Origin of the sequence: Mitsuaria sp. 7, assembly GCF_001653795.1 — a bacterium.
Lineage (GTDB): Bacteria > Pseudomonadota > Gammaproteobacteria > Burkholderiales > Burkholderiaceae_C > Roseateles.
The window spans coordinates 151,895-175,357 of the sequence record NZ_CP011515.1 but is presented as its reverse complement, the minus strand read 5'-3'; the positions used below and the strand labels follow the sequence as shown (position 1 = coordinate 175,357).

The following is a 23,463-nucleotide window of genomic DNA, read 5'->3' as shown; positions in this document are numbered from 1 at the left end:
TCCAGACTGCTTCGTTATCAAAGGCGAGTCTATGGCCCACTCAAAGTAATTACTGCAGGTCGCTACGATAGTTAACAAATGCGACCCTCGTCTTACGGGTCTGTCCCGGGTTTGAACGGGGGTCAATCCCTTGCCAGGGTGAAACCCCGCATTTGAGGGAATTCCGTTACATGGCGGGCACGGCGGCGACGAACGGCGGCGACCCGCGCCAGCGTGTGTATCCATCGAATTCCGGTTCCCGTTCCACCCCGCTTTCCGACACCCGGTTTGTTGCAGGTGTAACTCGATGTATTTCGTTCAAATGCCGAATTCATGGGACACATCCGCCCACTTTTTTGCGGAAATCCATACGGCATCTGGGGATATTTGTCGCTTCCCGCGTGATTCGCTCGCAGAGCGATCAGGAAGTTCGTATCTCGTTGCGTCCGCGAACGAGTCGTGAAACAGGTCACGAAACAGGTCACGCGCAGGGTTGCGAAGCCAGCCCATCCAGGCGCTGGCGCGCCTCGGCCATCAGCGGACCGACGCGGCTGTCGGCCTGTGCGGCGATAGCATCCAGGTCGAACACGGCCTTGAGTTCGGATTCCGAAATCGCTTGGGGCGGGAGGTCACCCACCGCCATCGCCGTTCGCAGCAACTGCTCCAACGACCCTTCGCCCTGGCGCACGCGATGGATCAGGTCGCGGATCATCGCGCCGGTGCGCTGGCGCCCGAGCCGCGGCATCAGCAGATGCTCGACGCGCTCGCTGGCCACCAGCCCCTGACGTTCGAGGACATGCGCGCGCATCCGGTCGGCGCGGATGACGGGTTCGGCGAGCGCACGATTCAGCGCCTGCACCGCCGCGTGCGCGCCGCCCATCAGGCCGCTCCACTCCGCCAGTTCGGCCTGATGCTGGCCGAGCCCGCGTTCGTGTTCCGGGGTCATGCAGCCCATCAGCCCGGCGACGCGCTGCGGCGCGCGCTGCACCGCCGCCATCGCCTGCAGCGCGGCCACCGGGTTCTTCTTGTGCGGCATCGACAGGCAGGCGCCGTAGCCTTCGCCGGGCGGCTCGTTGAGCTCGTCGACCTCTGCCTGCGCCATCAGCGCGAAGTCCTGCGCCAGCTTGCCGAGGTTGCCGCAGAGCAGCCCCACCTCCAGCCCCAGGCGCAGCCAGCGGTCGCGCTGCGTGTGCCAGCACATGTCGGGCCGCGGCAGCGACAGCTCGGCCGCGACGGCGGCCTGCATGTCGTCGGCGCGGTCGCCCATGGCGTCCAGCGTGCCGACCGCGCCGCCGAGCTGCAGCAGCAAGGAGGCGCAGCCCTGTTCCCGCAGCCGCTCGGCGCTGCGCAGCAGCGGCATCAACCAGTTCATGAGCTTGAAGCGCAGGCTGATCACCTGCGCGGGCTGCATCATCGTGCGGCCCAGCATGGGGACGGCGACATGGCGCTCGGCCAGATCCAGCAGCTGCCCGCAGAGCTGCTGCAGGTCGTCGTCGAGCAGGCGCAGCGCCTCGCGGGTGCGCAGCACCATCGCGGTGTCGATGAGGTCCTGCGCGGAGGCGCCGCGATGCACGTAGACCGCGGCGGAGGGATCGAAGAGCGCGACCGTCTCGCGCAGGCGCTGAACGACCGGCTGCGCCAGGTTGCCGCAATGCGGCGCGGCGGCGATCAAGGCCGGCACGTCGTAGAGCTCGGCCCGGCACAGGCTGGCGATGGCCTGCGCCGCGGGCGCGGGGATCAATCCCACGCGCGCCGACGCCCGGGCCAGCGCGGCCTCCACGTCCATCATCGACTGGACCACCGCGGTCGGCGAGAACACCGATTCCATCGCGGTGGACGACAAAAAAGCCTCGAACAGCATCCAACGTCCTTTAAGGACTTCCGATGCTATCGAGGCTCCCGTGTACGCCGTACTCAAGCAAACCCGCTTGGGGTTTGTCTCAGCCGGTGATCGCCCGTCAGGGCCCCCCTCGTTCAGGGGTCCCGGGGCGAGGTCTCACTCTCTGTTCAGCCTGTTCGGCCTGTTCAGTTGGCCGGCACGTACATCTGGGCCAGGCGGCTCATCAGGCGCAGCGACAGGCGATGCATCGTGATGACCTCCAGCAGGCCGTTGCGGTGCAGCTCGACGATCTTCGCGTCGGGCAGCTCGGCCAGGGCCTTCTCGTTGATGGTCAGGAAGCCGTCCACGTCGAGCTTCTCGCCGCTGGGCAGTTGCGCCTCGAAGCGCATGTCCTGCAGCAGGTCCAGGTCCTGCAGCAGTTCGCAGGCCTGGCGGGTGCGCTCGGCCTCGCGCTCGAAGTCCTCGCAGAACTGCTTGGCGTTGAGCAGCAGCTCGGTGGGCTCGCCGTCCGCCTTGAACAGCGGCTCGCCGTCGGCGGCGGTGTCGGTGAACGCGCCGGAGCCCAGGTCCAGGCACAGCGCCATGTCGGAGGTGTTCTCCTCGATGCGGGCCATCGCGAAGGGCCAGCGGCGGATGTAGGCCGGCACGTAGCGGCCGGTCCACTGGCCGTCCTTGACGAACAGGTTGCTGCCTTGCCGCAGACCGAACACCGCCAGCGGGGCGACCGCCGGACGCTGGCCTTCGGCCGCCTGGCCGACGCGCACGAAGACCACCGGGTATTCGAGGCTGGCGTCGGCGAACTCGGCCACGGCCACGAACAGGGAGTTCAGATTGGTCACGCGGTCCAGCACCGGCGCGCCGATCTTCATGCGCGTGTTCTTGTGCTGCACCCGGTCCACGGGGACCAGGTTCTCATACATCGGGGGGTTGCTCATTGATTCACTCCATCGTCCGCCAGTCGCGAGACCAGCACCTTGTCCACACGCTTGCCGTCGAGGTCGACCACCTCGAATCTCCACGCGTCCCACTCCGCCACGTCGGCCGTGCGCGGCAAGCGCCCCAGCAGCAGCATCACCATGCCGGCCAGGGTGTTGTAGCGCCCACGATCCTCCTCGGGCAGTTCCTTCAGATCCAGGCGGTCCTTCAGCTCGGTGACGGGGATCAGGCCGTCCATCAGCCAGCTGCCGTCCTCGCGCTGGACCGCCCAGGCGTCTTCTCCATCGGACGAGTTGAACTCGCCCGCGATGGCTTCCAGGACGTCGCGCATCGCGACGACGCCCTGCACTTCGCCGTATTCGTCGACAACGAACACGAGCGGGGTTTCCGCGCCGCGCATGTGCGCGAGCAGTTCCATGCCGGACAGCGTCTCGGGCACGAAGACCGGCGGCTCCAGGCCGGTCGACAGGTCCAGCGATTCGCCCGCCAGCGAGCGCGCCAGCAGGTTCTGCGCGCTGACCGTGCCCACGACGTCATGCAGCCCGCCGCGGCAGACCGGGTAGCGGCTGTAGCCGTGCGCGCGCAGGATCTGCAGCATCTGGTCGGGCCGGTCGCTGATGTCGAGCCACGCGATCTCGGCGCGCGGGATCATCATCGAGCCGATCTGGCGCTCGTCCAGGCGGAACACGTTGCGCACCATCTGGTGCTCGTGCTCCTCGATGACGCCGGCGTCGCGGCCTTCGTCGAGGCTGGCGGCGATCTCCTCTTCCGTCACCGCGCGGTTGGCGCGACCGCCCATGCCGAGCAGCTTCAGCGTGAACTCGGTGCAGAAGCTCAGCAGCTTGACGAAGGGCCGCGTCACCAGCGACATGATCTCCATCGGCGGCGCGACCAGGCGTGCCACGTTCTCCGGGTACATCTGGCCCAGGCGCTTGGGGACCAGCTCGCCGAAGATGATGGTCACGAAGGTCAGCACCAGCACGACCAGGCCGGTGGCGGTGATGTCGGCGGCGCGGGTGCTCAGCGGCGTGTTGGCGCGCAGCACGTCGGCCAGCGGACCGGAGAAGGCGGCCTCGCCGACGATGCCGTTGAGCACGCCGATGGAGGTGATGCCGATCTGGACCGTGGACAGGAACTTCGTGGGGTTCTCGTGCAGGTCCATCGCGGCCTGCGCGCCGCCTTCCCCGCTTTCGACCATGACTTGCAAGCGTGCCTTGCGGGAGGCCGTGAGGGCCATCTCCGACATGGCGAACAAACCGTTGAGCAGGATCAGGAAGAGAACTAGGGCGGTATCCATTGACAGCGCGGACCGGGTACTAACCCCGAGTCGCGCCCAAAACACAAGGTCGGCAAGGTTAGCAGAGCCTGTGTGACATCAGCACCGCAGAATCCCGCTATGCATTACCTCATCGGCGATCTCCAAGGCTGTTGCGACGCGCTGGCGCGTCTGCTGGAGAAGATAGATTTCTCCCCGTCCCGCGACCGGCTCTACCTCCTGGGGGATCTGGTCAACCGCGGCCCCGATTCCCTGACGACGCTGCGCCGCCTGCAGTCGCTGGGCGACGCGGCGCAATGCCTGCTGGGCAACCACGACCTGCACCTGCTCGCCACGGCGGCGGGGGTGCGAGCCCCGCACAAAGGGGACACGCTGGACGCGATCCTGCAGGCGCCGGACCGCGAGGCGCTGCTGGAGTGGATGCGCCGGCAGCGGCTGGCGATGCGTTCGCAGGGCTGGCTGATGGTGCACGCGGGCGTTGTGCCGCAGTGGGACGCGGACGAGACGCTGGCGCTGGCCGAAGAAGTGCACGCGCTGATGCGCGGCCCGGAGCTGGCGGAGTTCCTCCCCCAGATGTACGGCAACGAGCCGGACCGGTGGAAGGACGACCTGACGGGTGTGCCGCGGCTGCGCTTCATCATCAACGTACTGACGCGGATCCGCTTCTGCAACGCGAAGGGCCGGCTGGACTTCAAGACCAAGGAAGGCCTGGGCACGGCGCCGGAAGGCTTCATGCCGTGGTTCGAGGTGCCGGAGCGCCGCACGGCGGGGCATCCGATCGCCTTCGGGCACTGGTCGACGCTGGGGCTGGTGCAGCGGCCGGACCTGCTGGCGCTGGACACGGGCTGCGTCTGGGGCGGCCAGCTCACGACCGCGCGCGTGGCGGACGGCGAGGCGCAGGAGATCATCCAGGTGGAGTGCGTGCAGGCGAAGAAGCCGGGAGCGGACTGAGCCGCCCCGGCCGCGCATACAATGCGCGCCTTCTTCCAGGAGATGTGGCCGAGTGGTTTAAGGCAGCGGTCTTGAAAACCGCCGAGGGTTCGCGCCCTCCGTGAGTTCGAATCTCACCGTCTCCGCCAGGAGCACCTTAGAAATGGGCCTTGTGGCCCATTTTTCATTCTGCGGGACCATGAACCATCAAGCGCTGTCGTCTTTCATCTGGTCAGTGGCGGACTTGCTGCGTGGCGACTTCAAGCGATCCGAGTACGGCCGCATCATCCTTCCCTTCACGGTCCTACGGCGGCTGGATTGCGTGCTCGAAGCCAGCAAGTCCGCCGTGCTTGCGGAACTGGCGGAGAAAAAGAAGGCCGGCATCAATCCCGCGCCCTTCCTTCTGCGCAAATCGGGCAACGGTCGCTTCTACAACACCTGGTCCGGAGACCTGAACAAACTGCTCGGCGATCAAGACAACATCCGCCGCAATCTGGGCGACTACGTCCGCGCCTTCTCTCCCGCCGCACGGGACATCTTCGAGCGCTTCGATTTCCTCACGCAGGTGGAACGCTTGGCCAAGGCCGACCTGCTCTACCTCGTCACCGAAAAATTCGCCAACATCGACCTCCACCCGGAGGTCGTAGACAACGCCAGCATGGGCAGCGTATTCGAGGAGCTGATTCGCAAATTCGCCGAAGACTCAAACGAGACCGCCGGTGAACATTTCACCCCTCGCGAGGTGATTCGTCTGATGGTGAACATGCTGTTCATCGAGGACGATGAAGTCCTGACTGCGGGAAAGGCCGTGGTGCGCGACATCTACGACCCGACGGCCGGCACGGGCGGCATGCTGTCGGTCGCCAGCGAGCACCTGCTGGCGCATAACCCCAAGGCTCGACTGAACATGTACGGCCAGGAACTCAACGACGAGTCCTACGCCATCTGCAAGGCCGACATGCTCATCAAGGGCCAGCCGGTCGAGAACATCGCTGTCGGCAACACGCTCAGCGATGACGGCCACGTTGGCCGCAAGTTTGACTACATGCTGTCGAACCCTCCCTTCGGCGTCGAATGGAAGAAGGTCGAGAAGACCGTGCGCAACGAACACGAGCGCCAGGGTTTCGACGGCCGCTTCGGCCCCGGCCTGCCGCGCGTCAGCGACGGCTCGATGCTGTTCCTAATGCACTTGGTGTCGAAGATGCGCCTGGCTCAGGACGGCGGGGCCCGCTTCGGCATCGTGCTCAACGGCTCACCGCTGTTCACGGGTGGCGCGGGCAGCGGCGAGAGCGAGATCCGCCGCTATGTGCTGGAGAACGATCTGGTGGAAGCCATCGTTGGTCTGCCCAGCGACATGTTCTACAACACCGGCATCGCCACCTACATCTGGATTCTGTCGAATAGGAAGAACGTCCAACGTCGCGGTCATGTGCAGCTCATCGACGCCAGCAGCTTCTGGCAGAAGATGCGCAAGAGCCTTGGCTCCAAGCGCAAAGAGATGAGCGACGCGCACATCGAGACGGTGACTCGGCTTTTCGGCAGCTTCATCGAGGCGGAATTGGTCAGCGTGTTCGACGCCGCTGGCCGGGCGCAGGGGGAGCCGATGCTGGTCACTGGCACCGACGACGCGCCTATGGCGCCCGAAGGCGGCAAGCTCAAGCGCGTGCCGATCTCGCGCATTTTCCGGAATGAGGATTTCGGCTACACGACCATCACCGTCGAGCGCCCGATCCGGGACGATCAGGGTCAGGTCGTGCTGGGGTTGAAAGGCAAGGGCAAGGGAAAGCCGCAAGCTGACAGTTCATTGCGCGACACCGAGAACGTACCGCTGAACGAGAGCGTCAGCGAGTATTTCGAGCGTGAGGTTCTGCCCCACGCGCCAGACGCCTGGATCGACCCCGAGAAGAGCAAGGTCGGCTATGAGATTCCGTTCAACCGGCACTTCTATGTGTTCGAACCGCCGCGCAGCCTGCATGCCATCGATGAGGAGTTGCAGGCAGTTTCGGCGAGCATCATGAAGATGCTGGGGGGGCTGGCCGAATGACTTTGCCGAGGTACGGGGAGTACAGGGCAAGTGGGGTAACTTGGCTGGGTAGCGTTCCGAGCCATTGGTCAGTCATGCCGATACGTTACGCCGCACGGCTTGAGTCAGGCCACACGCCAAGCCGAAGCAGACCCGATTGGTGGGAGAACTGCAATGTGCCGTGGTTCTCATTGGCAGACGTTTCACAGATCCGTCGCGACGGTGCAGACGTGATCTATGAGACCAAAGAAATGGTGAGCGAACTCGGCCTTCAGAACTCATCAGCGCGAAAACTCCCGGCGGGAACCGTGATGCTGTCGCGTACCGCCTCAGTTGGCTTCTCCGCCATCATGGGTGTTGAGATGGCCACGACGCAGGATTTCGCCAATTGGGTATGCGGCCCATCGCTGAGACCGCGCTTTCTGCTGCATGTGTTTCGAGCAATGCATGGCGAGTTCAGACGGCTCATGTTTGGATCAACTCACAGCACGATATATATGCCGGACATTTCGGCGCTGCGATTTGTCCTGCCATCTTTGAGCGAACAAGATGCAATCGTTGACTTCCTCGAACGCGAAACCGCCAAGATCGATGCGCTGATTGAACAGCAGGAAAAGCTCATCGCCTTGTTGGCCGAAAAGCGCCAGGCCACCATCTCCCATGCAGTGACTCGCGGCCTTGATCCCGACGCGCCGATGAAGGACTCCAGTGTGGCGTGGTCGGGAGACGTGCCGGAGCACTGGGACGTGACGCGCCTGAAGTTTGTGGCCACCGTGCAAACCGGCATTGCCAAAGGCAAGGACACAACTGGCAAGTCAACCACTGCCGTTCCATACCTTCGCGTCGCAAACGTCCAGGACGGTTTCCTGGCCCTCGATGACATTGCGACCATCGAGATTGAGGCGGAGCAGTTAGACCGTTATCGACTGACACCCGGCGATGTGCTGATGAACGAAGGTGGAGACTTCGACAAATTGGGACGTGGTGCCGTATGGCATGGCGAAATCTTGGATTGCATTCATCAGAATCACGTCTTCGCTGTCCGGCCGCATGGCGTTAGCGCAGCATGGCTAAGCCGCGTCACGAGTTCGGGCTATGCGCGGTTCTACTTCATGGGGAGATCAAAGCAGAGCACCAATCTGGCCTCGATTTCGTCGTCCAACATCATGGAGTTGCCTCTTGTACTGCCACCGCTAGAAGAGCAGCACCATGTCATGAAGCTGCTGGATGACGAATTGGCAAGACTTGACGCATTGAACTCTACAGCTGCGAAAGCCGTGCGCCTTCTTCAGGAACGCCGCTCCGCCCTGATCGCCGCCGCCGTCACCGGCCAGATCGACGTTCGCGCCGCCTGAAGCAATCGCTTGCCAAGCGCCGCGCTCTCAGCGATATTCGCAATTCGCGAATACCGAATATCACGCTGAGATGGACCTCAAACCCCAAGACCTGTTGGTGCTGCTGAAGGCCGCTGCGCACCCACCGCAACGCTGGACCTATGCCTCGCTGGGCGAGGCGCTGACGATGAGCCCCTCCGAGACGCACGCAAGCGTCAAACGGGCCGTCGCCTCCGGTTTGGCCGTGGCGCCCTCCCGCGGTGAATGGTCGCCCGTTCACGCCAACCTGCTGGAGTTCGCGCTGCACGGCGTGCGCTACGTCTGGCCGGCCATGCCCGGACCGATCAAGCGCGGCGTTCCGACGGCCTTCGGTGCCGAGCCGCTGGCGAGCCATTTGACGGCAGCTCCCGGCGAGGCGCCGGTCTGGGCACATCCGTCCGGCAGCGCCAAGGGACCGACGCTGTCGCCGATCTATCGGACGGCTCCGCAGGCCGCGCTGGCCGATCCGGCTCTGCATCGCCTCCTCGCACTGCTCGATGCCCTGCGAACAGGCCGGGCTCGCGAGCGCAGTCTGGCGTCGAAGCTCATGGAAGTCGAATTGACGCAGGCGTTTGCCGGAAAGGTGACAGCCCATGCGCCGCGATGACCCCAACCTGCCCTACCTGCGCAGCGTCGCCGAAGCGCTGGGCGAATTGCGCGAGCAGGTGGTTTTCGTCGGCGGCGCCGTGGCCGGCCTGTTGGTGACAGATCCGCTGGCCGACACAGTGCGCGCCACCCGCGATGTCGATGCCGTGGTGAACGCCAACCGGGCGATGTTCCATCGCATCGAGGAAGCCGTCGCGGCACGAGGATTCGCACGCGACGTCAGCAGCGATGTGATCTGCCGCTGGGTGCACAAGGAATCGGGTGTGCTGTTCGACCTGATGCCGGTGCAACCCGAGGTGCTGGGTTTCACCAATCGTTGGTATCCATTTGCCGTCGAAACCGCCGAGGTGGTGGACCTCGGCGCAGGCTGCTTGGTCCGATTGGTGAGCGCGGTGGCTTTCGTGGCAACCAAGCTGGAGGCCTTCGCCAGCCGCGGTGAAAGCGATTACATGACCAGCCACGACCTGGAAGACGTGCTGAACATCGTCGACGGGCGCCAGGAACTCGTCGCCGAACTAGCGGGCGCTCCCGTCGAATTGCGAAACGCCGTGGCGACGACCTTCACGCCGCTGCTGAAAAATGCTGGCTTCTTGAACGTGTTGCCGGGCTTGCTTGCCGAGCCCGAGCGTGCGGGGTTGGTGCTGGCTCGTCTGAAAGAAATGAGCCAGCAATGACCACGAATCTGCATCATGAACACCACTTCGAACGCGAGATCTGCGCCCACCTGTCGGCTCACGGCTGGTTTCATCACGAAAGCGATGCCGCACGCTTCGACAGGAACAATGGCCTGTTTCCGCCCGATCTGCTGGCTTGGGTAGAAGCCTCGCAGCCAGAGAGCTTCAAGCGCCTGATCAAGACCCACGGCCATTCCCTTCCAGCGTTGCTGGCCGAGCGGGTGCGCAAGAGCCTGAACGATCGAGGCACGCTGGACGTGCTCCGCCGCGGTGTGGAGATGCTGGGCCTGAGAGAGCCGCTGATGCTGGCGCAGTTCAAGCCTGCCTTGGCCATCAACCCCGCTATTCAGGCCGCCTACGAAGCGAACCGTCTACGCATAGTGCGCCAAGTCTGTCATTCGCCAAACCGGCCCAAGGATGAACTGGACCTTGTGCTGTTCCTCAACGGCATTCCCGTCGCGACGGCCGAGCTGAAGAGCGACTTCACGCAGAGCGTCGGCGATGCCGTGGACCAATATCGTGAAGACCGCCATCCGCAGCCCAAAGGCGGCGTGCTCGAGCCGCTGCTTTGCTTCCCCGGTGGGGCGCTGGTGCACTTCGCCGTCAGCCAGAGCGAGGTGATGATGACGACCCGCCTGGCGGGGCCGGCAACGCAGTTCCTGCCCTTCAACCGTGGCAACGAAGGCGCAGCCGGCAATGCGCCAAACCCTGAAGGCTTCGCCACAGCCTACCTGTGGGAAGAGGTTTGGGCACGCGAGAGCTGGCTGGAAATCCTGCATCGTTACCTCATCGCCAAGCGGGACGACAGGAAGTTGCCGAAGGACGTCATCTTCCCGCGTTACCACCAGTTGGACGTCACTCGCCGGCTGGTGGCCGATGTGCTGGCGAACGGACCCAGCCAGCGCTACCTCATCCAGCATTCCGCTGGATCCGGCAAGACCAATTCGATTGCATGGACGGCGCACTTCCTGGCAGACCTGCACGATGCGGAGCACCGCAAGATGTTCGACAGCGTGCTGGTCGTCAGCGATCGCAATGTGCTGGACGCGCAGTTACGGGAAGCCATCTTCGACTTTGAGCGCACGACCGGCGTGGTGGCCACCATCACCCACGAGCATGGCAGCAAGAGCGAGCAACTCGGCCAAGCGCTGAAGGATGGCAAAAAGATCATCGTCTGCACGATCCAGACCTTCCCCTTCGCCTTGAAGGCCGCGCAGGAATTGGCCTCCACAGAGGGCAAGCGCTTCGCCGTGATTGCTGACGAGGCACACAGCTCGCAGACTGGCGAGGCCGCGGCCAAACTGAAGCAACTGCTCTCCGCCGAGGAATGGGCGGAGTTGCAGGACGGCGGCGAGGTGGACACCGAAGCGCTGCTGGCCACGCAGATGGCTGCGCGCAGTGGTGAGGGCAGCAAAGGCCTCACCTACGTGGCCTTCACAGCAACGCCGAAGCAGAAGACGCTTGAACTGTTCGGCCATGCCGGCCCGGATGGCCTGCCCCAGCCCTTCCATGTCTATTCGATGCGTCAGGCCATCGAGGAAGGTTTCATCCTCGATGTGCTGAAGAACTACACCAGCTACAAACTGGCATTCAAGCTGGCCCACGACGGCAAGGAATATGACGATGCGCAGGTGGAGCGCAGCACCGCAATGAAGGGCATCATGCAGTGGGTCCGGCTGCACCCGTACAACATCGCGCAGAAGGTGCAGATCGTTGTCGAGCACTTCCGCGAAAACGTGCAGCCGCTGCTGGAAGGCAGGGCCAAGGCGATGGTGGTCGTTGGCAGCCGCAAGGAGGCGGTGCGCTGGCAGAAGGCCATCCGCGGCTACATCGAGCGCCAGCGCTATCCATTGGGTGTGATGGTGGCCTTCTCCGGCGAAGTCAATGATGCCGACAGTTTTGTGGGCCCAGTGACCGAAGCCAGCAGGGATTTGAACCCTGGCTTGAAAGGGCGCGACATCCGGGATGCCTTCGCCGAACCTGAGTACCACCTGCTGTTGGTGGCGAACAAGTTCCAGACCGGCTTTGACCAGCCGCTGCTGTGCGGCATGTACGTGGACAAGCGCCTCGGCGGAATCCAGGCGGTACAGACGCTCTCCCGACTGAACCGCGCTCATCCTGGCAAGGACACCACCTACATCCTCGACTTCATCAACGAGGCCGAAGGCATCTTGGCGGCTTTCAAGACCTACTATGAGACCGCCGAGTTAGAGGCAAGGACTGACCCTCACCTCGTCTACGACCTGCGCGCCAAGCTGGACGCCAGCGGCAACTACGACGAGTTCGAAGTCGACCGCGTTGCCAAGGTGGAAACAGATCCGTACGGCACGCAGAAGGCGCTGGACTCGGCGATAGCGCCCGTGGCCGACCGACTGCTGAGACGGTACAAGGCTGCGCGGCAGGACAAGCTGGCCGCCGATGAACGCGAGGACCTGAAAGCCGGCCAGGCGGCCAAGGACATGATGGATGCGCTGTTGCTGTTCAAAAACGATATGGGCGCCTACGTGCGCATCTACGCGTTCCTCAGCCAGATCTTCGACTACGGCAACACCGGCATCGAGAAGCGCTTTCTATTCTTCAAACGCCTCATCCCGCTACTGGATTTCGGCCGCGAGCGCGACACGGTCGACCTGAGCAAGGTGTTGCTGACCCATCACACACTGAAAAATCGCGGCCGCCAAGCGATGAGCCTCAAAGAGGATAGGGGCTACAAGCTGACGGCGATGGATGCCGTCGGCAGCGGCTCGGTACAGGAGAAGCAGGCGGCCTACCTCGTCGAGATCATCCAGAAGGTGAATGGACTTTTCGAAGGGGAACTGACCGACGACGATCAGCTCATCTATGTCAACGGCGTGCTGAAAGGCAAGCTGCTGGAAAACGACATGCTGATGCAGCAGGCGGCCAACAACAGCAAGGCGCAGTTCGACAACTCGCCCGACCTGAAAAACGCCTTGATGCACGCCATCATGGATTCGCACGATGCCTACCAGGCGATGAGCACACAGGCGCTGAACTCGGACCGGGTGAGGGAATCGCTGCTCGACATCCTGCTGGGGCCGGGGCAGTTGTACGAGGCGCTTCGTGCCCGTTCAATTGGTGCCGGCGCATAGGCGCACACGTAGCGAGCGCGTATGGATGACGACGAAACCTTCATCACCTACTCAGACGACCGCACGCCGCTGATGTCTGGATCCATCGGCATGAACGCCCGCACGTCCGCCCGCCCCGCTGCCCTGCTCGCCCTCATCGGCGGCAACGAGGACCGGCTGACGCCGGGCACGGTGCTGCGCGAACTGATCGCGACCTGTCATGAGACGCACGCGGCGCCCACGCCGCTGCAGGTCGTCGTCCTCAGCACCGCCAGCGGCGAACCTGATGTGCTCTGGTCCCAGTACGAACCGGCTTTCCGCTCGCTCGGCGCGGCACCGCGCTGGCTCGATCCGCGCGATCACGATGCGGCCACCGCCGACGACGCCCTCGATGCCGTGCGCTCGGCGGACCTGCTCTTCATGACCGGCGGCGATCAGGAGCGGCTCGTCGACGTGATCGTCGACACCCCGCTGCACGCGCTCATCCGCGAGCGCCATCGCGCCGGTGAGCTCGCCATCGCGGGTACGAGCGCCGGGGCCTCGGCGCTCGGCGCGCACATGCCGGTCGGCGATCTCGACGAGCAGTTCGCGGGACCGCCGCAGGCCTTGCATCGCGCGCTCGGGCTGATGCCGGCGCTCATCGTCGATCAGCACTTCGCGCAACGAAAGCGGCACGCGCGGCTGCTGCGCCTCGTGACGCTCGATCCGCGCCGGCTCGGTGTGGGCATCGATGAAGACACTGCCGTCCTCGTCCGCCCGGATGTCAGCCTGCGCGTCGTCGGCAGCGGCGCGGTGACCGTCATCGACGCCTCACGCGCCAGCGACCGACGCGAGCCCGCCGGGATCATCGCGCTGGAGAACCTCGGCTTCTCTCTGCTCGCATCGGGCACATCGCTGAGCTTCGACGACCCGACGGTGCCGGCTCATCTGCAGCGCCTGCTGCAGACGATCGCCGCATCGGCGTCGTTGCGCGACTGACGCACGGCGAGGCGCGCCGCATCGCCGCTCACGCGGCCACGTGCGCCGCGAATCCGGTGAGACCAGGCGCGACGTCCTCACCCAACTCGTGCCCGTCGGGATAGTCCCCGCCGTTCTGCGCGCGGAACGCCACAGGGGCTTCATCGAAGACATGGGCCAGGCGCTCGCGCCACGCGGCCGCAGCGGCCTCGACAGTCTCCGGCGTCATCCGGCCCGCACCATGCACCGCCTGCGTCTTCAGCACCGACATGCCGGGATAGAACAAGGTCCCGTGCGTGATCGGGAACAGCAGTTGATCGATCGGTCCGTTGATCCCGCGCGGTCCGTAGTCAGCCGACGGGCCTCCGGTCGTGACTGACACCATCGCGCGCCGGCCTTCGAAGCCCCCTTCGCCGTAACGCATGCGGTTGCCCTGGCCGTTGCGGCCGTAGGCGAGCCCGCGCGCCCAGACGCGATCGATCCAGCCTTTCATGATCGCGGGCATGCCGAACCACCACAGCGGGAACTGCAGGATCACCAGATCCGCCACGAGCAGCTTGCGCTGTTCCTCGACGACGTCGGCCGGCTGATGCCCCTGCTCGAACGCATGGCCGGACTCGCGCACGAAGTCCAGACGTCCGGAGTCGGTGCGAACCGGGAAGTCCTGCTCGTCGTAGACGGCCTTCCAGCCCATCGCATAGAGGTCGGACTGCAGCACCTCATGGCCGGCGGCGCGAAGCGTCTGCTCCGCGACATCCACCAGCGTGCGCGTCAGCGAGGTCGGCTCGGGTTGCGCATGGACGATCAGCACGGTCTTGCGATCGGGGAAATCGGTGTCAGGGGAACGGGTCATATGAGGCTCCGGGAAGTCGAAGTGGATCGGGAATGAAGGCAGTCTGACGATCCGCGATCCATCCGTGAAATCACAGCTTCTCTGCCCTACTATCGATCCCATGGATACCAGCCGTCTCGACCTGAACCTGCTCGTGACGCTCGAAGCGCTGCTGACCGAGCGCAACGTGACCCGCGCCGCCGCCCGCCTGAGCCTGAGCCAACCCGCCGTCAGCGCGCAGCTCGCGCGGCTGCGCGATGTCTTCGAGGATCCGCTGCTGCTCCCCGCGCAACGCGGCATGACGCCGACGGCCAAGGCCCTCTCGCTGCTGGAGCCGCTGCGCCAGGCGCTGGACCAGGTGCGCGGCGTGGCGAGTTCGCACCTGAACTTCGACCCGGCCACCGCCAACCTCACCGTGACGATCGCGGCCTCGGACTACCTGCAGACCAGCGTCCTGCAACCGCTGGTCCTGCGGCTGCGCCGCGAGGCGCCCGGCATCCGCATCGCCGTGCGCCACATGGATCCCGCCCAGCACGCCGCGCAGATGGCGCGCGGCGACGTCGACCTGGGCCTGATGCAGCCCATCGAGGCCGCGCCCAGCCTGCGCATGCGCGCGCTGTTCCACGAACGCTACGTGCTGATCGCGCGCCGCGGTCATCCGGCGCTGGACGAGAAGCTGAGCGGAAAGCTGAGCGGAAAACCGAACGGGAAACCGGGCGGCAAGTTGAGCGCCAAGGCCTTCGCGAAGTTGGAGCAGGTCATCGTCTCGCCCGCCGGCGGCGCGTTCTCGACGCCGGTCGACCAGGCGCTGGCCGGTCTGGGCCTGAAGCGTCAGGTCGTGCTCTCCGCGGCGTCCTTCCTCTTCGTGCCGGACATCGTCAGCCGCTCCGACCTCGTGGCCCTGGTGCCCGAGCGCCTCGTGAAGGGACGCTCCGCCGGCCTGCAAGTCCTGACCCCGCCGCTGCCGATCGACGGCTTCGACATCGCGATGGTCTGGCACGAACGCAACCAGGGCCACGCCGGCCAGCAGTGGCTGCGCGAGCAGGTCCTGGCGGTGGGCGGGGCGTGACGACGTCGTGAATCAACGACGCTCCGACGTCATCAGAACGTTCATACAACGTATGGCAAACAGCTTCTTAACCTGAAGCTGTCGGCAAGCTGTCCAACCCACTTCGATGAGTCATCGCTGCGCAGAAATGCGTACGACAGCGCAGAGCCACGCCGGAACCATGGGCACATCTCGATACCTCCCCGGTGTGCCATGACCCTCAACCGTTCGCTAGCCCGAGGCCTGTTCCTCGCCGCGGTCGCCCTGTTCTTCGGACTGGGCGCCTTGCGTTATCCCATCGGCCGCATGGACCATGCCGGCGCCGGCATGTTCCCGCTGATGATCAGCATCCTGCTGGGCCTGGTGGCGATCTCCACCATCGTGCGCGGCATCGTCGCCGGCGGCCCCGGCCTGGAGTTCAAGGTCAAGAACATCGGCCTGATCCTGGCCGCGCTGAGCGCGTTCTCGCTGACCTCGCGCTTCCTCAACATGTCCGCCGGCATCGTCGTGATGGTCTTCATCGCCACGGCCGCCGGCAGCAACTACTCCTGGAAACGCAACATCGTGATCTCGATCGGCCTGCTGGCGATCGCCTTCGCCTTCCAGAAGTTCCTCGGCCTCAACCTGCCGCTGCTGTAAGGCACCGACGACCATGGAAATCCTCCACAACCTCGCCTTCGGCTTCGAGCACGCGCTGACCTGGCAGAACCTCATGTTCTGCGCGATCGGCTGCGTGGTCGGCACCCTCGTGGGCCTGCTGCCGGGCCTGGGCCCGCTGGCCACGATCAGCGTGCTGCTGCCGCTGACCTATTCCATCCCCGTCAACGGCGCGCTGATCATGCTCGCCGGCATCTACTACGGCGCGCAGTACGGCGACAGCGTCAGCGCCATCACGATGAAGATCCCGCATGCGAGCTCCATCGTGGCCTGCATCGACGGGTACCAGATGACCTTGAAGGGGAAGACGGGCCTGGCCCTCTTCACCGCGGGCATCTCGAGCTTCATCGGCGGCACCGTCGCCATCGTCGTGCTGGCCTGCCTGGCGCCGACGCTGGGCGAAGTGGCCTTCCTGTTCGGCCCGGCCGACTACTGCTCCCTGATGCTGCTCGGCTTCCTCTGCGTGAGCTTCGTGACCACCGGCAGCCTGCTCAACGGTCTGGCCATGTGCCTGATCGGCGTGCTCTTCGGCCAGATCGGCACCGACGTCAACTCCGGCATGGAGCGCTACACCTTCGACATGCCCTTCCTCGCCGAAGGCGTGGGCCTGGTGAGCATCGCGCTGGGCTGCTTCGGCATCGCGGAGATCTCCAAGAACCTGGACGCCAAGAACGAGCGCACGCCCTTCAACGGCAAGATCCACCTGATGCCGACCTGGCCCGAGTTCAAGCGCATCATCCCGAGCGCGCTGCGCGGCAGCGTGATCGGCTCGGTGCTGGGCATCCTGCCCGGCGGCGGCCCGACGATCGCCCAGTTCGCGGCCTACGCCGTCGACAAGAAGGTCAGCAAGTACCGCCACGAGATCGGCGACGGCGCCATCGAAGGCGTGGCCGGCCAGGCCGCGGCCGACGAGGCCGCCGCCCGCACCAGCTTCATCCCGCTGATGTCCATCGGCATCCCGGAGAACCCGGTGATGGCGCTGATGATGGCCGCGTTCATCATCAAGGGCATCCAGCCGGGTCCCAACATGATCGCCGGACACCCGGACATCTTCTGGGGCCTGGTCGCCTCGATGTGGGTGGGCAACGTGTTCCTGGTCGTGCTGAACGTGCCGCTGGTGCGCTACTGGCTGTCGGTCTTCAAGATTCCGTACAACGTGCTGTTCCCGTCGATCCTGTTCTTCTGCTGCATCGGCACCTTCAGCGTCAACAACAACCTGGACGACATCTTCGTCACGGCGGTCTTCGGCCTGGCGGGCTACATCTTCATGCGCCTGGACATGGACCCCGCGCCGCTGATGCTGGGCTTCATCCTGGGCCCGATGCTGGAAGAGAACTTCCGCCGCGCGATGCTGATCAGCCGCGGCCACTTCGACGTCTTCGTGCAGCGTCCGATCAGCGCCACGCTGCTGGCCATCATCGCGTTCTTCATCGCATGGCAGTTCATCGCCTTCATCCTGGCCAACCGCAAGGGCGTCAAGTCCACCGGCGGCCATGACGACGACGACACCAAGGGCAAGGACGGCGGCGGGGTGACGCCGCAGGTGGCTTGATTCATCCCCATCGACGCGGCGTCTGACGCCGCCGTCGTGCGCATTCGGGCGCAATCAACCGCCTTGAGCCGCCGGTCCCACGACCGGCGGCTTTTTTACGTCCGCGGCGGACGGCGGAAGGCCGTCAGGGACACGGCATCCGCGTGTTCGTCCGGCGCGAGCGGGGGCTCCGCGTTGTTGCCCGCGTACTGGCGGGGCGGCCGCGCGCCGCTCGCCAACTCGTCCAGGGTCTGCAGTTCGATGCCGCGGGAGTTCAGCGGGTCGGTCCAGAACAGGTAACTCGGCGCCGTCAGGCTGCCCACGATCAGCTCGGTGAGCCAGTCCGCGGCCACCGGCGCGCTCGCGCCGAACGTGGGCCGGACCCAGCGGGTCAGCGTCGAGTCGGCGCCCAGCGTGTCGTAGAGCTGGTTGAAGCTGGACACGAAACTGCCCCGGGCCGCCATCGTGTCCCAGTGCCGCTGCGTGCGCATCGCCTCGGGCAGGCTACCCTGCCCCGTGTGCATGCGGACCTGCGTGCCGGTGCCGTGGCGGCAGGCGTGATGCAGCATCAGCAGGGTCCAGAGGTCGAGCGCCTCGCCGCCCCAGTTGGACAACCCGCGCAGCACGATGCCGCCGGGCAGCAGCGCGTGCGGTTGCCCGTGCGCGTCCAGGTCCACATCGGGCGCTGCGCTGAACACGCGGCTCACCGCCAACTGGTTGATCGCATAGCCCAGTCCCGCAAGCGCGAGCGAGCTTCGCGTCGGTCCGCTGTCGGGCTCGGTGAGCATTGGCCATCGGGCCTGGATGCTGTCGCGCATCAGCGGATAGAGCACCGTTTCCGCGAAACGTGTGCCCGCGTACAGCATGGAGCCGGTCGCCGCGCCGAGCGCGGCCGTGCCCATCGGCAGCGCGATCAGCACGGCCCGCGTGGCGCGGGAGTACGGCGTCGCCTCGCCGCGCGCCTCGTCGCGGATCAGCAGCACGACCTGACCCACCACCGGCACGGCGAGCGCGCCGCAGGACAGCCAGGTGCGCGCGGTCTCCGACACGCCTTCGGCCAGCGCGATGTCCAGCGCGCGGCCGACGGCCTGCCGCACCATCGTCGGCAGGGCGACCGAGGCGAAGCTCCGGACGCCGCAATGCGTCATGTTGACGGCCGCGCGGCCAATCGCGGCGATGAACGCGCGCAGGCGGCCGCTCGGGCAATCGCGATCGCGTTCCTCGTCGAGCGCCTGGGCCGCCGGCGCATGCAGCGCTCTTGGCAGGTCCCGCCACACACCGTCGCGGACGAACCGGTCCACGCCGTCGCCCGGCGTTCCTCGCACGACGCGCAGATCGACGCCCCGCACCAGTTGCCTGACCAGCACCACGGACTCCTCCGCGCCGCGCGGTCCGAGGGCGTCGAGCGCGCCGTCGATCAAGGGCGCTTCCGAGCTTGGAGAGCCCGGCGACATCGACACCTGCGGCGATGTCGGCGATGCGGGCGACGGAGGTGGACTGCGGGGCTGCCAGGGAGAGGACGCGGCGGCGCGCGGCGGCGGCAGGATGGGCCGGGTGTCATCGCCCCAGGAAGAGGTCGACGACACCGTGGAGGAGAACGATTCGGAGGGATGCATCGCCGTTCAGTCCGGCGGTCAGGAGACGGGTTCTTCCCTCCTTCGGGCGTGGTCGGGCGACCCGCCGCGGCGAGGCCTGGGGTCAGGCCGTGCCCAGCATCCCCTTCTGCTCGATGAACGCGACCACCTCGTCCAGCCCGTCCAGCGTCTTGAGATTGCTCATCACGAAGGGTCGCGTCGGCCGCATGCGCTGCGTGTCGGACCGCATGACGTCGAGGTTGGCGCCGACATGCGGCGCGAGGTCGGTCTTGTTGATCACGAACAGGTCGCTCTTCGTGATGCCGGGTCCGCCCTTGCGCGGGATCTTCTCGCCGGCGGCGACGTCGATGACGTAGATCGTCAGGTCGCTCAGCTCCGGGCTGAAGGTCGCGGCGAGGTTGTCCCCGCCGGACTCGATGAACACGACATCCGCCTCGGGGAACTGCGCCAGCATGCGGTCGATCGCCTCGAGGTTGATCGACGCGTCCTCGCGGATGGCGGTGTGCGGGCAGCCGCCGGTCTCCACGCCGAGGATGCGCTCGGCGGGCAGCGCGCCGCTGATCGTCAGCAGGCGCTGGTCTTCCTTCGTGTAGATGTCGTTGGTGATCGCGACCAGATCCCACTTCTCGCGCATCGCCTTGCAGAGCATCTCCAGCAGCGTCGTCTTGCCCGACCCCACCGGACCGCCGATGCCGACGCGCAACGGCGGCAGCCGCTTCGTGCGGCCGGGGATGTGATGGAGGGCGGAGACCGAGGCGGAAGAAGGGATGCTCATGATCGGAACAATCGGGAGTACTGGGTTTCGTGGCGCGCCGCGAGGACGGACAGCATCGGCGCGAACAGCTGCCGCCGCGCGGGCGGCGTGGCGATGGCCTCGGCCACCGCGGCGGGGATCTCGGACGCCAGGCGCGTCAGCACGCGCTGGCCGGCGGTCTGGCCCAGCGGCACGGCCTTGAGGGCGGCCTGGACCTGGTTCTCCGCCCAGCCGAAGGCTTGCGAGGACAGGGCCTGCTCGACGGGAACGGCGATCGTCGCCAGCGCGAGCGACATCACGAAGGCATAGGGCATGGGCTGGCCGTCGCCGCACGCGACGAGCAGCGCGAGCTGAGCGGCCGATGCCATCGGCTGGCCGCGCAGCCAGGCCAGCAGCGACTGCCCCATCTGCTCGCTCTGCAGGCGCGCCTCGGCGCCGTCGCGCGTCATGCGCAGCCAGCGGGCGATCTCGCGCAGCGCGGGCTCGTCGCCGGCCCGCCACGCGACGATGCCCTGCGCGATCGCCGCGAGGTCGGATCGCGCCAGCAGCCGCAACTGCTGGCTCAGCCACTGGCCGGCGCTGAGGTCGTCGTGCACGAGGCCGTGCTCGACCGCCGCCTCCAGCACTTCCGAATACGAGAACGCGCCGATCGGCAAGGCCGGCGACGCGAGCCACGTCAGCCGCAGCTGCGGCGGGACGGGGTCGATGATGGGATCAGTGGTCGTGTCCACAGCCCGGGCCGTGCACATGGGGCGTCGCCGCGGCCTGGATCGCGATGGTCTTCTTGGCGGCGGGCTTGTGACCGTGATCGTGCGCGTGATCGTGCGAGTGCCCGTGCGAATGCTCATGGCCGTGGTCATGCGCATGCGCGTGGCCATGACCGCCGGCCGCATAGGCGCCGGCTTCGGGCTCGAAGCTTTCCTCGACCGCGTTCACGATCAGGTGCATCGCGCGCAGCATGTCGGCGAGCACGTGATCGGGCTCGATCTTGAGGTGATCGGGCTTCAGCTCGATCTGCACATGGCGGTTGCCGAGGTGATACGCCGCGCGGACCAGGTCGAACGGCGAGCCATGCGCCGTGCACGCGGTGATGCGCAGCAGCGCCTGCGGTGCCGCGACGACGCGGACCAGCGAACCGTCCTCGGCCACCAGCACGTCGCCGCCGCGCACGACGGTGCCGCGCGGCAGGAAGACGCCGAGTTCGCGGCCCTGGCTGTCGGTAACCTGGAAGCGGCTTTTCTGGCGCGTGTCCCAATCGAGCGTCACGGAGGCGGCGCGCTTGAGCAGCACGGGCGCGAGGCCGGCGCCCTGCGCCAGCAGTTTGGAAACTTGGATCATTCAGAACAGGAAGTAGCGCTGCGCCATCGGAAGCACCGAGGCGGGCTCGCAGTGCAGCAGCAGGCCGTCGGCGCGCACCGCGTAGGTCTGGGGATCGACCTCCATCCGCGGGGCATAGTCATTGTGGACCATGTCCTTCTTGCCCACGCCGCGGATGCCCTTCACCGCGACCGCCGTCTTGGCCAAGCCGTAGCGCTCCGGCACGCCGGCCGCGAGCGCCGACTGCGACACGAAGCTCAGCGACGCCCGCGCCAGCGAGCCGCCGAAGCTGCCGAACATCGGCCGGTAGTGCACCGGCTGCGGCGTCGGGATCGACGCGTTGGGATCGCCCATCGCGGCCATCGCGATCACGCCGCCCTTGAGGATCAGCGACGGCTTCACGCCGAAGAAGGCCGGCTTCCAGATCACCAGGTCGGCCCACTTGCCGACCTCGATGCTGCCGACCTCGTGGCTCACGCCGTGCGCGATCGCCGGGTTGATCGCGAGCTTGGCGACATAGCGCTTCACGCGGCCGTTGTCGTGGCGATCGCTGTCGCCGGGCAGCTGGCCGCGCTGCTGCTTCATCTTGTGCGCGGTCTGCCAGCAGCGCAGCACCACCTCGCCCACGCGGCCCATCGCCTGCGAGTCCGAGCTGAACATGCTGATCGCGCCCAGGTCGTGCAGGATGTCCTCGGCGGCGATGGTCTCCTTGCGGATGCGGCTCTCGGCGAAGGCCAGGTCCTCGGCGATCGCCGGGTCCAGGTGGTGGCACACCATCAGCATGTCGACGTGCTCGTCGAGCGTGTTGATCGTGTAGGGGCGTGTCGGGTTGGTCGAGCTCGGCAGCACGTTGGCCTCGCCGACGACCTTCAGGATGTCCGGCGCGTGGCCGCCGCCCGCCCCCTCGGTGTGGAAGGTGTGGATGGTGCGGCCCTTGAAGGCGGCCACCGTGTCCTCGACGAAGCCGCTCTCGTTGAGCGTGTCGGTGTGGATCGCCACCTGCGTGTCGGTGACCTCGGCCACGTCCAGGCAGTTGGAGATCGCCGCGGGCGTCGTGCCCCAGTCCTCGTGCAGCTTCAGGCCGATCGCGCCGGCCTCGATCTGCTCGACCAGGCCCTCGGGCCGGCTCGCGTTGCCCTTGCCGAGGAAACCCAGGTTCATCGGGAACGCGTCGGCGGCCTGCAGCATGCGCTGGAGGTGCCACGGTCCCGGCGTGCAGGTGGTGGCGAAGGTGCCGGTCGCCGGCCCGGTGCCCCCGCCCAGCATCGTCGTCACGCCGCTGGCCAGCGCCTCCTCGATCTGCTGCGGGCAGATGAAGTGGATATGCGAATCGATCGCCCCCGCGGTGACGATCGCGCCCTCGCAGGCGATGACTTCGGTGCCCGGGCCGATGATGATGTCCACGCCCGGCTGCGTGTCCGGGTTGCCGGCCTTGCCGATCGCGACGATGCGGTGGTCCTTCAGGCCGATGTCGGCCTTGATGATGCCCCAGTGGTCGAGGATCAGCGCGTTGGTCATCACCGTGTCCACGGCGCCCTGGGCGCGCGTGCGCTGCGACTGCGCCATGCCGTCGCGGATCGTCTTGCCGCCGCCGAACTTCACTTCCTCGCCGTAACCGCCGGCGCGCAGGGTCAGGTCTTGTTCGACCTCGATGACCAGCGCCGTGTCGGCGAGCCGGACGCGGTCGCCGACGGTCGGGCCGAACATCTCGGCGTAGGCGCGTTTGCCGATGCGGGCCATCAGAGCGCTCCCTGGATCAGGCCGCGGAAGCCCCAGACCTCGCGGCTGCCGGCGTAGTCGACCAGCTCCACGGTGCGCTGCTGGCCGGGCTCGAAGCGCACGGCGGTCCCGGACGCGATGTTCAGTCGCATGCCGCGCGCGGCCTCGCGGTCGAAGACCAGCGCGCCGTTCGTTTCCGCGAAGTGATAGTGGGAGCCGACCTGGATAGGCCGGTCCGCGCCGTTGACCACGGTCAGCACGATCGTTCGCCGGCCCGGGTTGAGCGCGAGTTCGCCGTCGTCGACCAGCAGCTCGCCGGGCGTCATG

At 66.2% G+C, this 23,463-nt stretch carries 20 protein-coding genes and 1 tRNA gene; 11 read left to right on the top strand and 10 right to left on the bottom strand.

What is annotated here, in order from left to right; all coding sequences use genetic code 11:
• Positions 1–460: 460 nt before the first annotated feature.
• From ABE85_RS26245 to ABE85_RS26235, 3 genes are all read right to left on the bottom strand, one after another.
• A complete protein-coding gene (locus ABE85_RS26245) occupies positions 461–1,840 on the bottom strand; it encodes a lyase family protein (protein ID WP_067283822.1) in 1,380 nt (459 codons plus the stop codon).
• Positions 1,841–2,004: 164 nt separating this feature from the next.
• Positions 2,005–2,754 (bottom strand): SapC family protein, encoded by a 750-nt coding sequence (locus ABE85_RS26240; RefSeq protein ID WP_067283820.1) that lies wholly within the window; start codon positions 2,752–2,754, stop codon positions 2,005–2,007.
• Positions 2,751–4,052, bottom strand: a complete 1,302-nt coding sequence (locus tag ABE85_RS26235; RefSeq protein WP_067283818.1) for a hemolysin family protein — start codon at positions 4,050–4,052, stop codon at positions 2,751–2,753. The genes ABE85_RS26240 and ABE85_RS26235 overlap by 4 nt, the downstream gene beginning before the upstream one ends.
• A 99-nt stretch (positions 4,053–4,151) precedes the next feature.
• On the opposite strand from ABE85_RS26235, the gene ABE85_RS26230 reads away from it, so the two are divergent.
• The 8 genes from ABE85_RS26230 to ABE85_RS26195 all read left to right on the top strand — a co-directional run bounded on the left by ABE85_RS26230 (position 4,152) and on the right by ABE85_RS26195 (position 13,704).
• Positions 4,152–4,982 carry a symmetrical bis(5'-nucleosyl)-tetraphosphatase gene (locus ABE85_RS26230; RefSeq protein ID WP_067283816.1) on the top strand — a complete coding sequence of 277 codons (831 nt, stop codon included), beginning with the start codon at positions 4,152–4,154 and terminating at the stop codon, positions 4,980–4,982.
• 38 nt (positions 4,983–5,020) lie between these two features.
• Positions 5,021–5,110: transfer RNA gene (locus ABE85_RS26225), tRNA-Ser, on the top strand.
• Between the two features lie 50 nt (positions 5,111–5,160).
• Positions 5,161–7,005: a class I SAM-dependent DNA methyltransferase gene (locus ABE85_RS26220; RefSeq protein ID WP_067283814.1), complete on the top strand. Its 1,845-nt coding sequence runs from the start codon at positions 5,161–5,163 to the stop codon at positions 7,003–7,005.
• 74 nt (positions 7,006–7,079) lie between these two features.
• On the top strand, positions 7,080–8,339 hold the full coding sequence (locus ABE85_RS26215; RefSeq protein WP_231993373.1) for a restriction endonuclease subunit S: 1,260 nt from the start codon (positions 7,080–7,082) through the stop codon (positions 8,337–8,339).
• A 70-nt stretch (positions 8,340–8,409) separates the two neighbouring features.
• Positions 8,410–8,964, top strand: coding sequence for a hypothetical protein (locus ABE85_RS26210; RefSeq protein ID WP_067283809.1), 555 nt, complete (start codon positions 8,410–8,412; stop codon positions 8,962–8,964).
• The gene (locus ABE85_RS26205; protein ID WP_067283807.1) at positions 8,951–9,637 is read left to right on the top strand and encodes a nucleotidyl transferase AbiEii/AbiGii toxin family protein; all 687 of its coding nucleotides are present in this window, start codon (positions 8,951–8,953) and stop codon (positions 9,635–9,637) included. Before ABE85_RS26210 ends, ABE85_RS26205 begins: the two co-directional genes overlap by 14 nt.
• Positions 9,634–12,747 (top strand): type I restriction endonuclease subunit R, encoded by a 3,114-nt coding sequence (locus tag ABE85_RS26200; RefSeq protein ID WP_067283804.1) that lies wholly within the window; start codon positions 9,634–9,636, stop codon positions 12,745–12,747. Before ABE85_RS26205 ends, ABE85_RS26200 begins: the two co-directional genes overlap by 4 nt.
• Before the next feature lie 21 nt (positions 12,748–12,768).
• Positions 12,769–13,704, top strand: coding sequence for a cyanophycinase (locus ABE85_RS26195; RefSeq protein ID WP_067283801.1), 936 nt, complete (start codon positions 12,769–12,771; stop codon positions 13,702–13,704).
• Positions 13,705–13,732: 28 nt separating this feature from the next.
• On the opposite strand, the gene ABE85_RS26190 is transcribed toward ABE85_RS26195, so the two are convergent.
• On the bottom strand, positions 13,733–14,536 hold the full coding sequence (locus tag ABE85_RS26190) for an NAD(P)H-dependent oxidoreductase (protein ID WP_067283796.1): 804 nt from the start codon (positions 14,534–14,536) through the stop codon (positions 13,733–13,735).
• Between the two features lie 100 nt (positions 14,537–14,636).
• Here ABE85_RS26190 and ABE85_RS26185 point away from each other — a divergent pair, with 100 nt between their 5' ends.
• From ABE85_RS26185 to ABE85_RS26175, 3 genes are all read left to right on the top strand, one after another.
• Positions 14,637–15,584, top strand: coding sequence for a LysR family transcriptional regulator (locus ABE85_RS26185; protein WP_067283793.1), 948 nt, complete (start codon positions 14,637–14,639; stop codon positions 15,582–15,584).
• Positions 15,585–15,776: 192 nt separating this feature from the next.
• The gene (locus ABE85_RS26180) at positions 15,777–16,202 is read left to right on the top strand and encodes a tripartite tricarboxylate transporter TctB family protein (protein WP_067283790.1); all 426 of its coding nucleotides are present in this window, start codon (positions 15,777–15,779) and stop codon (positions 16,200–16,202) included.
• A 13-nt stretch (positions 16,203–16,215) separates the two neighbouring features.
• Positions 16,216–17,772, top strand: a complete 1,557-nt coding sequence (locus tag ABE85_RS26175; protein ID WP_082939124.1) for a tripartite tricarboxylate transporter permease — start codon at positions 16,216–16,218, stop codon at positions 17,770–17,772.
• Between the two features lie 95 nt (positions 17,773–17,867).
• Here the strand turns inward: ABE85_RS26175 and ABE85_RS26170 are convergent, their stop codons facing one another.
• The 6 genes from ABE85_RS26170 to ABE85_RS26145 form a co-directional block, all read right to left on the bottom strand.
• Complete coding sequence (locus ABE85_RS26170) at positions 17,868–19,367, bottom strand: hypothetical protein (RefSeq protein ID WP_157523225.1); 1,500 nt, start codon at positions 19,365–19,367, stop codon at positions 17,868–17,870.
• Positions 19,368–19,449: 82 nt separating this feature from the next.
• Entirely contained in the window at positions 19,450–20,121 is a 672-nt protein-coding gene (gene ureG, locus ABE85_RS26165; RefSeq protein WP_067283788.1) for an urease accessory protein UreG, read from the bottom strand.
• Complete coding sequence (locus tag ABE85_RS26160; RefSeq protein ID WP_231993372.1) at positions 20,118–20,831, bottom strand: urease accessory protein UreF; 714 nt, start codon at positions 20,829–20,831, stop codon at positions 20,118–20,120. The genes ureG and ABE85_RS26160 overlap by 4 nt, the downstream gene beginning before the upstream one ends.
• Entirely contained in the window at positions 20,815–21,438 is a 624-nt protein-coding gene (ureE, locus tag ABE85_RS26155; protein WP_067283786.1) for an urease accessory protein UreE, read from the bottom strand. The genes ABE85_RS26160 and ureE overlap by 17 nt, the downstream gene beginning before the upstream one ends.
• Positions 21,439–23,157: an urease subunit alpha gene (gene ureC, locus ABE85_RS26150; RefSeq protein WP_067283783.1), complete on the bottom strand. Its 1,719-nt coding sequence runs from the start codon at positions 23,155–23,157 to the stop codon at positions 21,439–21,441.
• Positions 23,157–23,462, bottom strand: a complete 306-nt coding sequence (locus ABE85_RS26145) for an urease subunit beta (protein ID WP_067283781.1) — start codon at positions 23,460–23,462, stop codon at positions 23,157–23,159. The genes ureC and ABE85_RS26145 overlap by 1 nt, the downstream gene beginning before the upstream one ends.
• Between the last annotated feature and the right edge of the window lies 1 nt (position 23,463).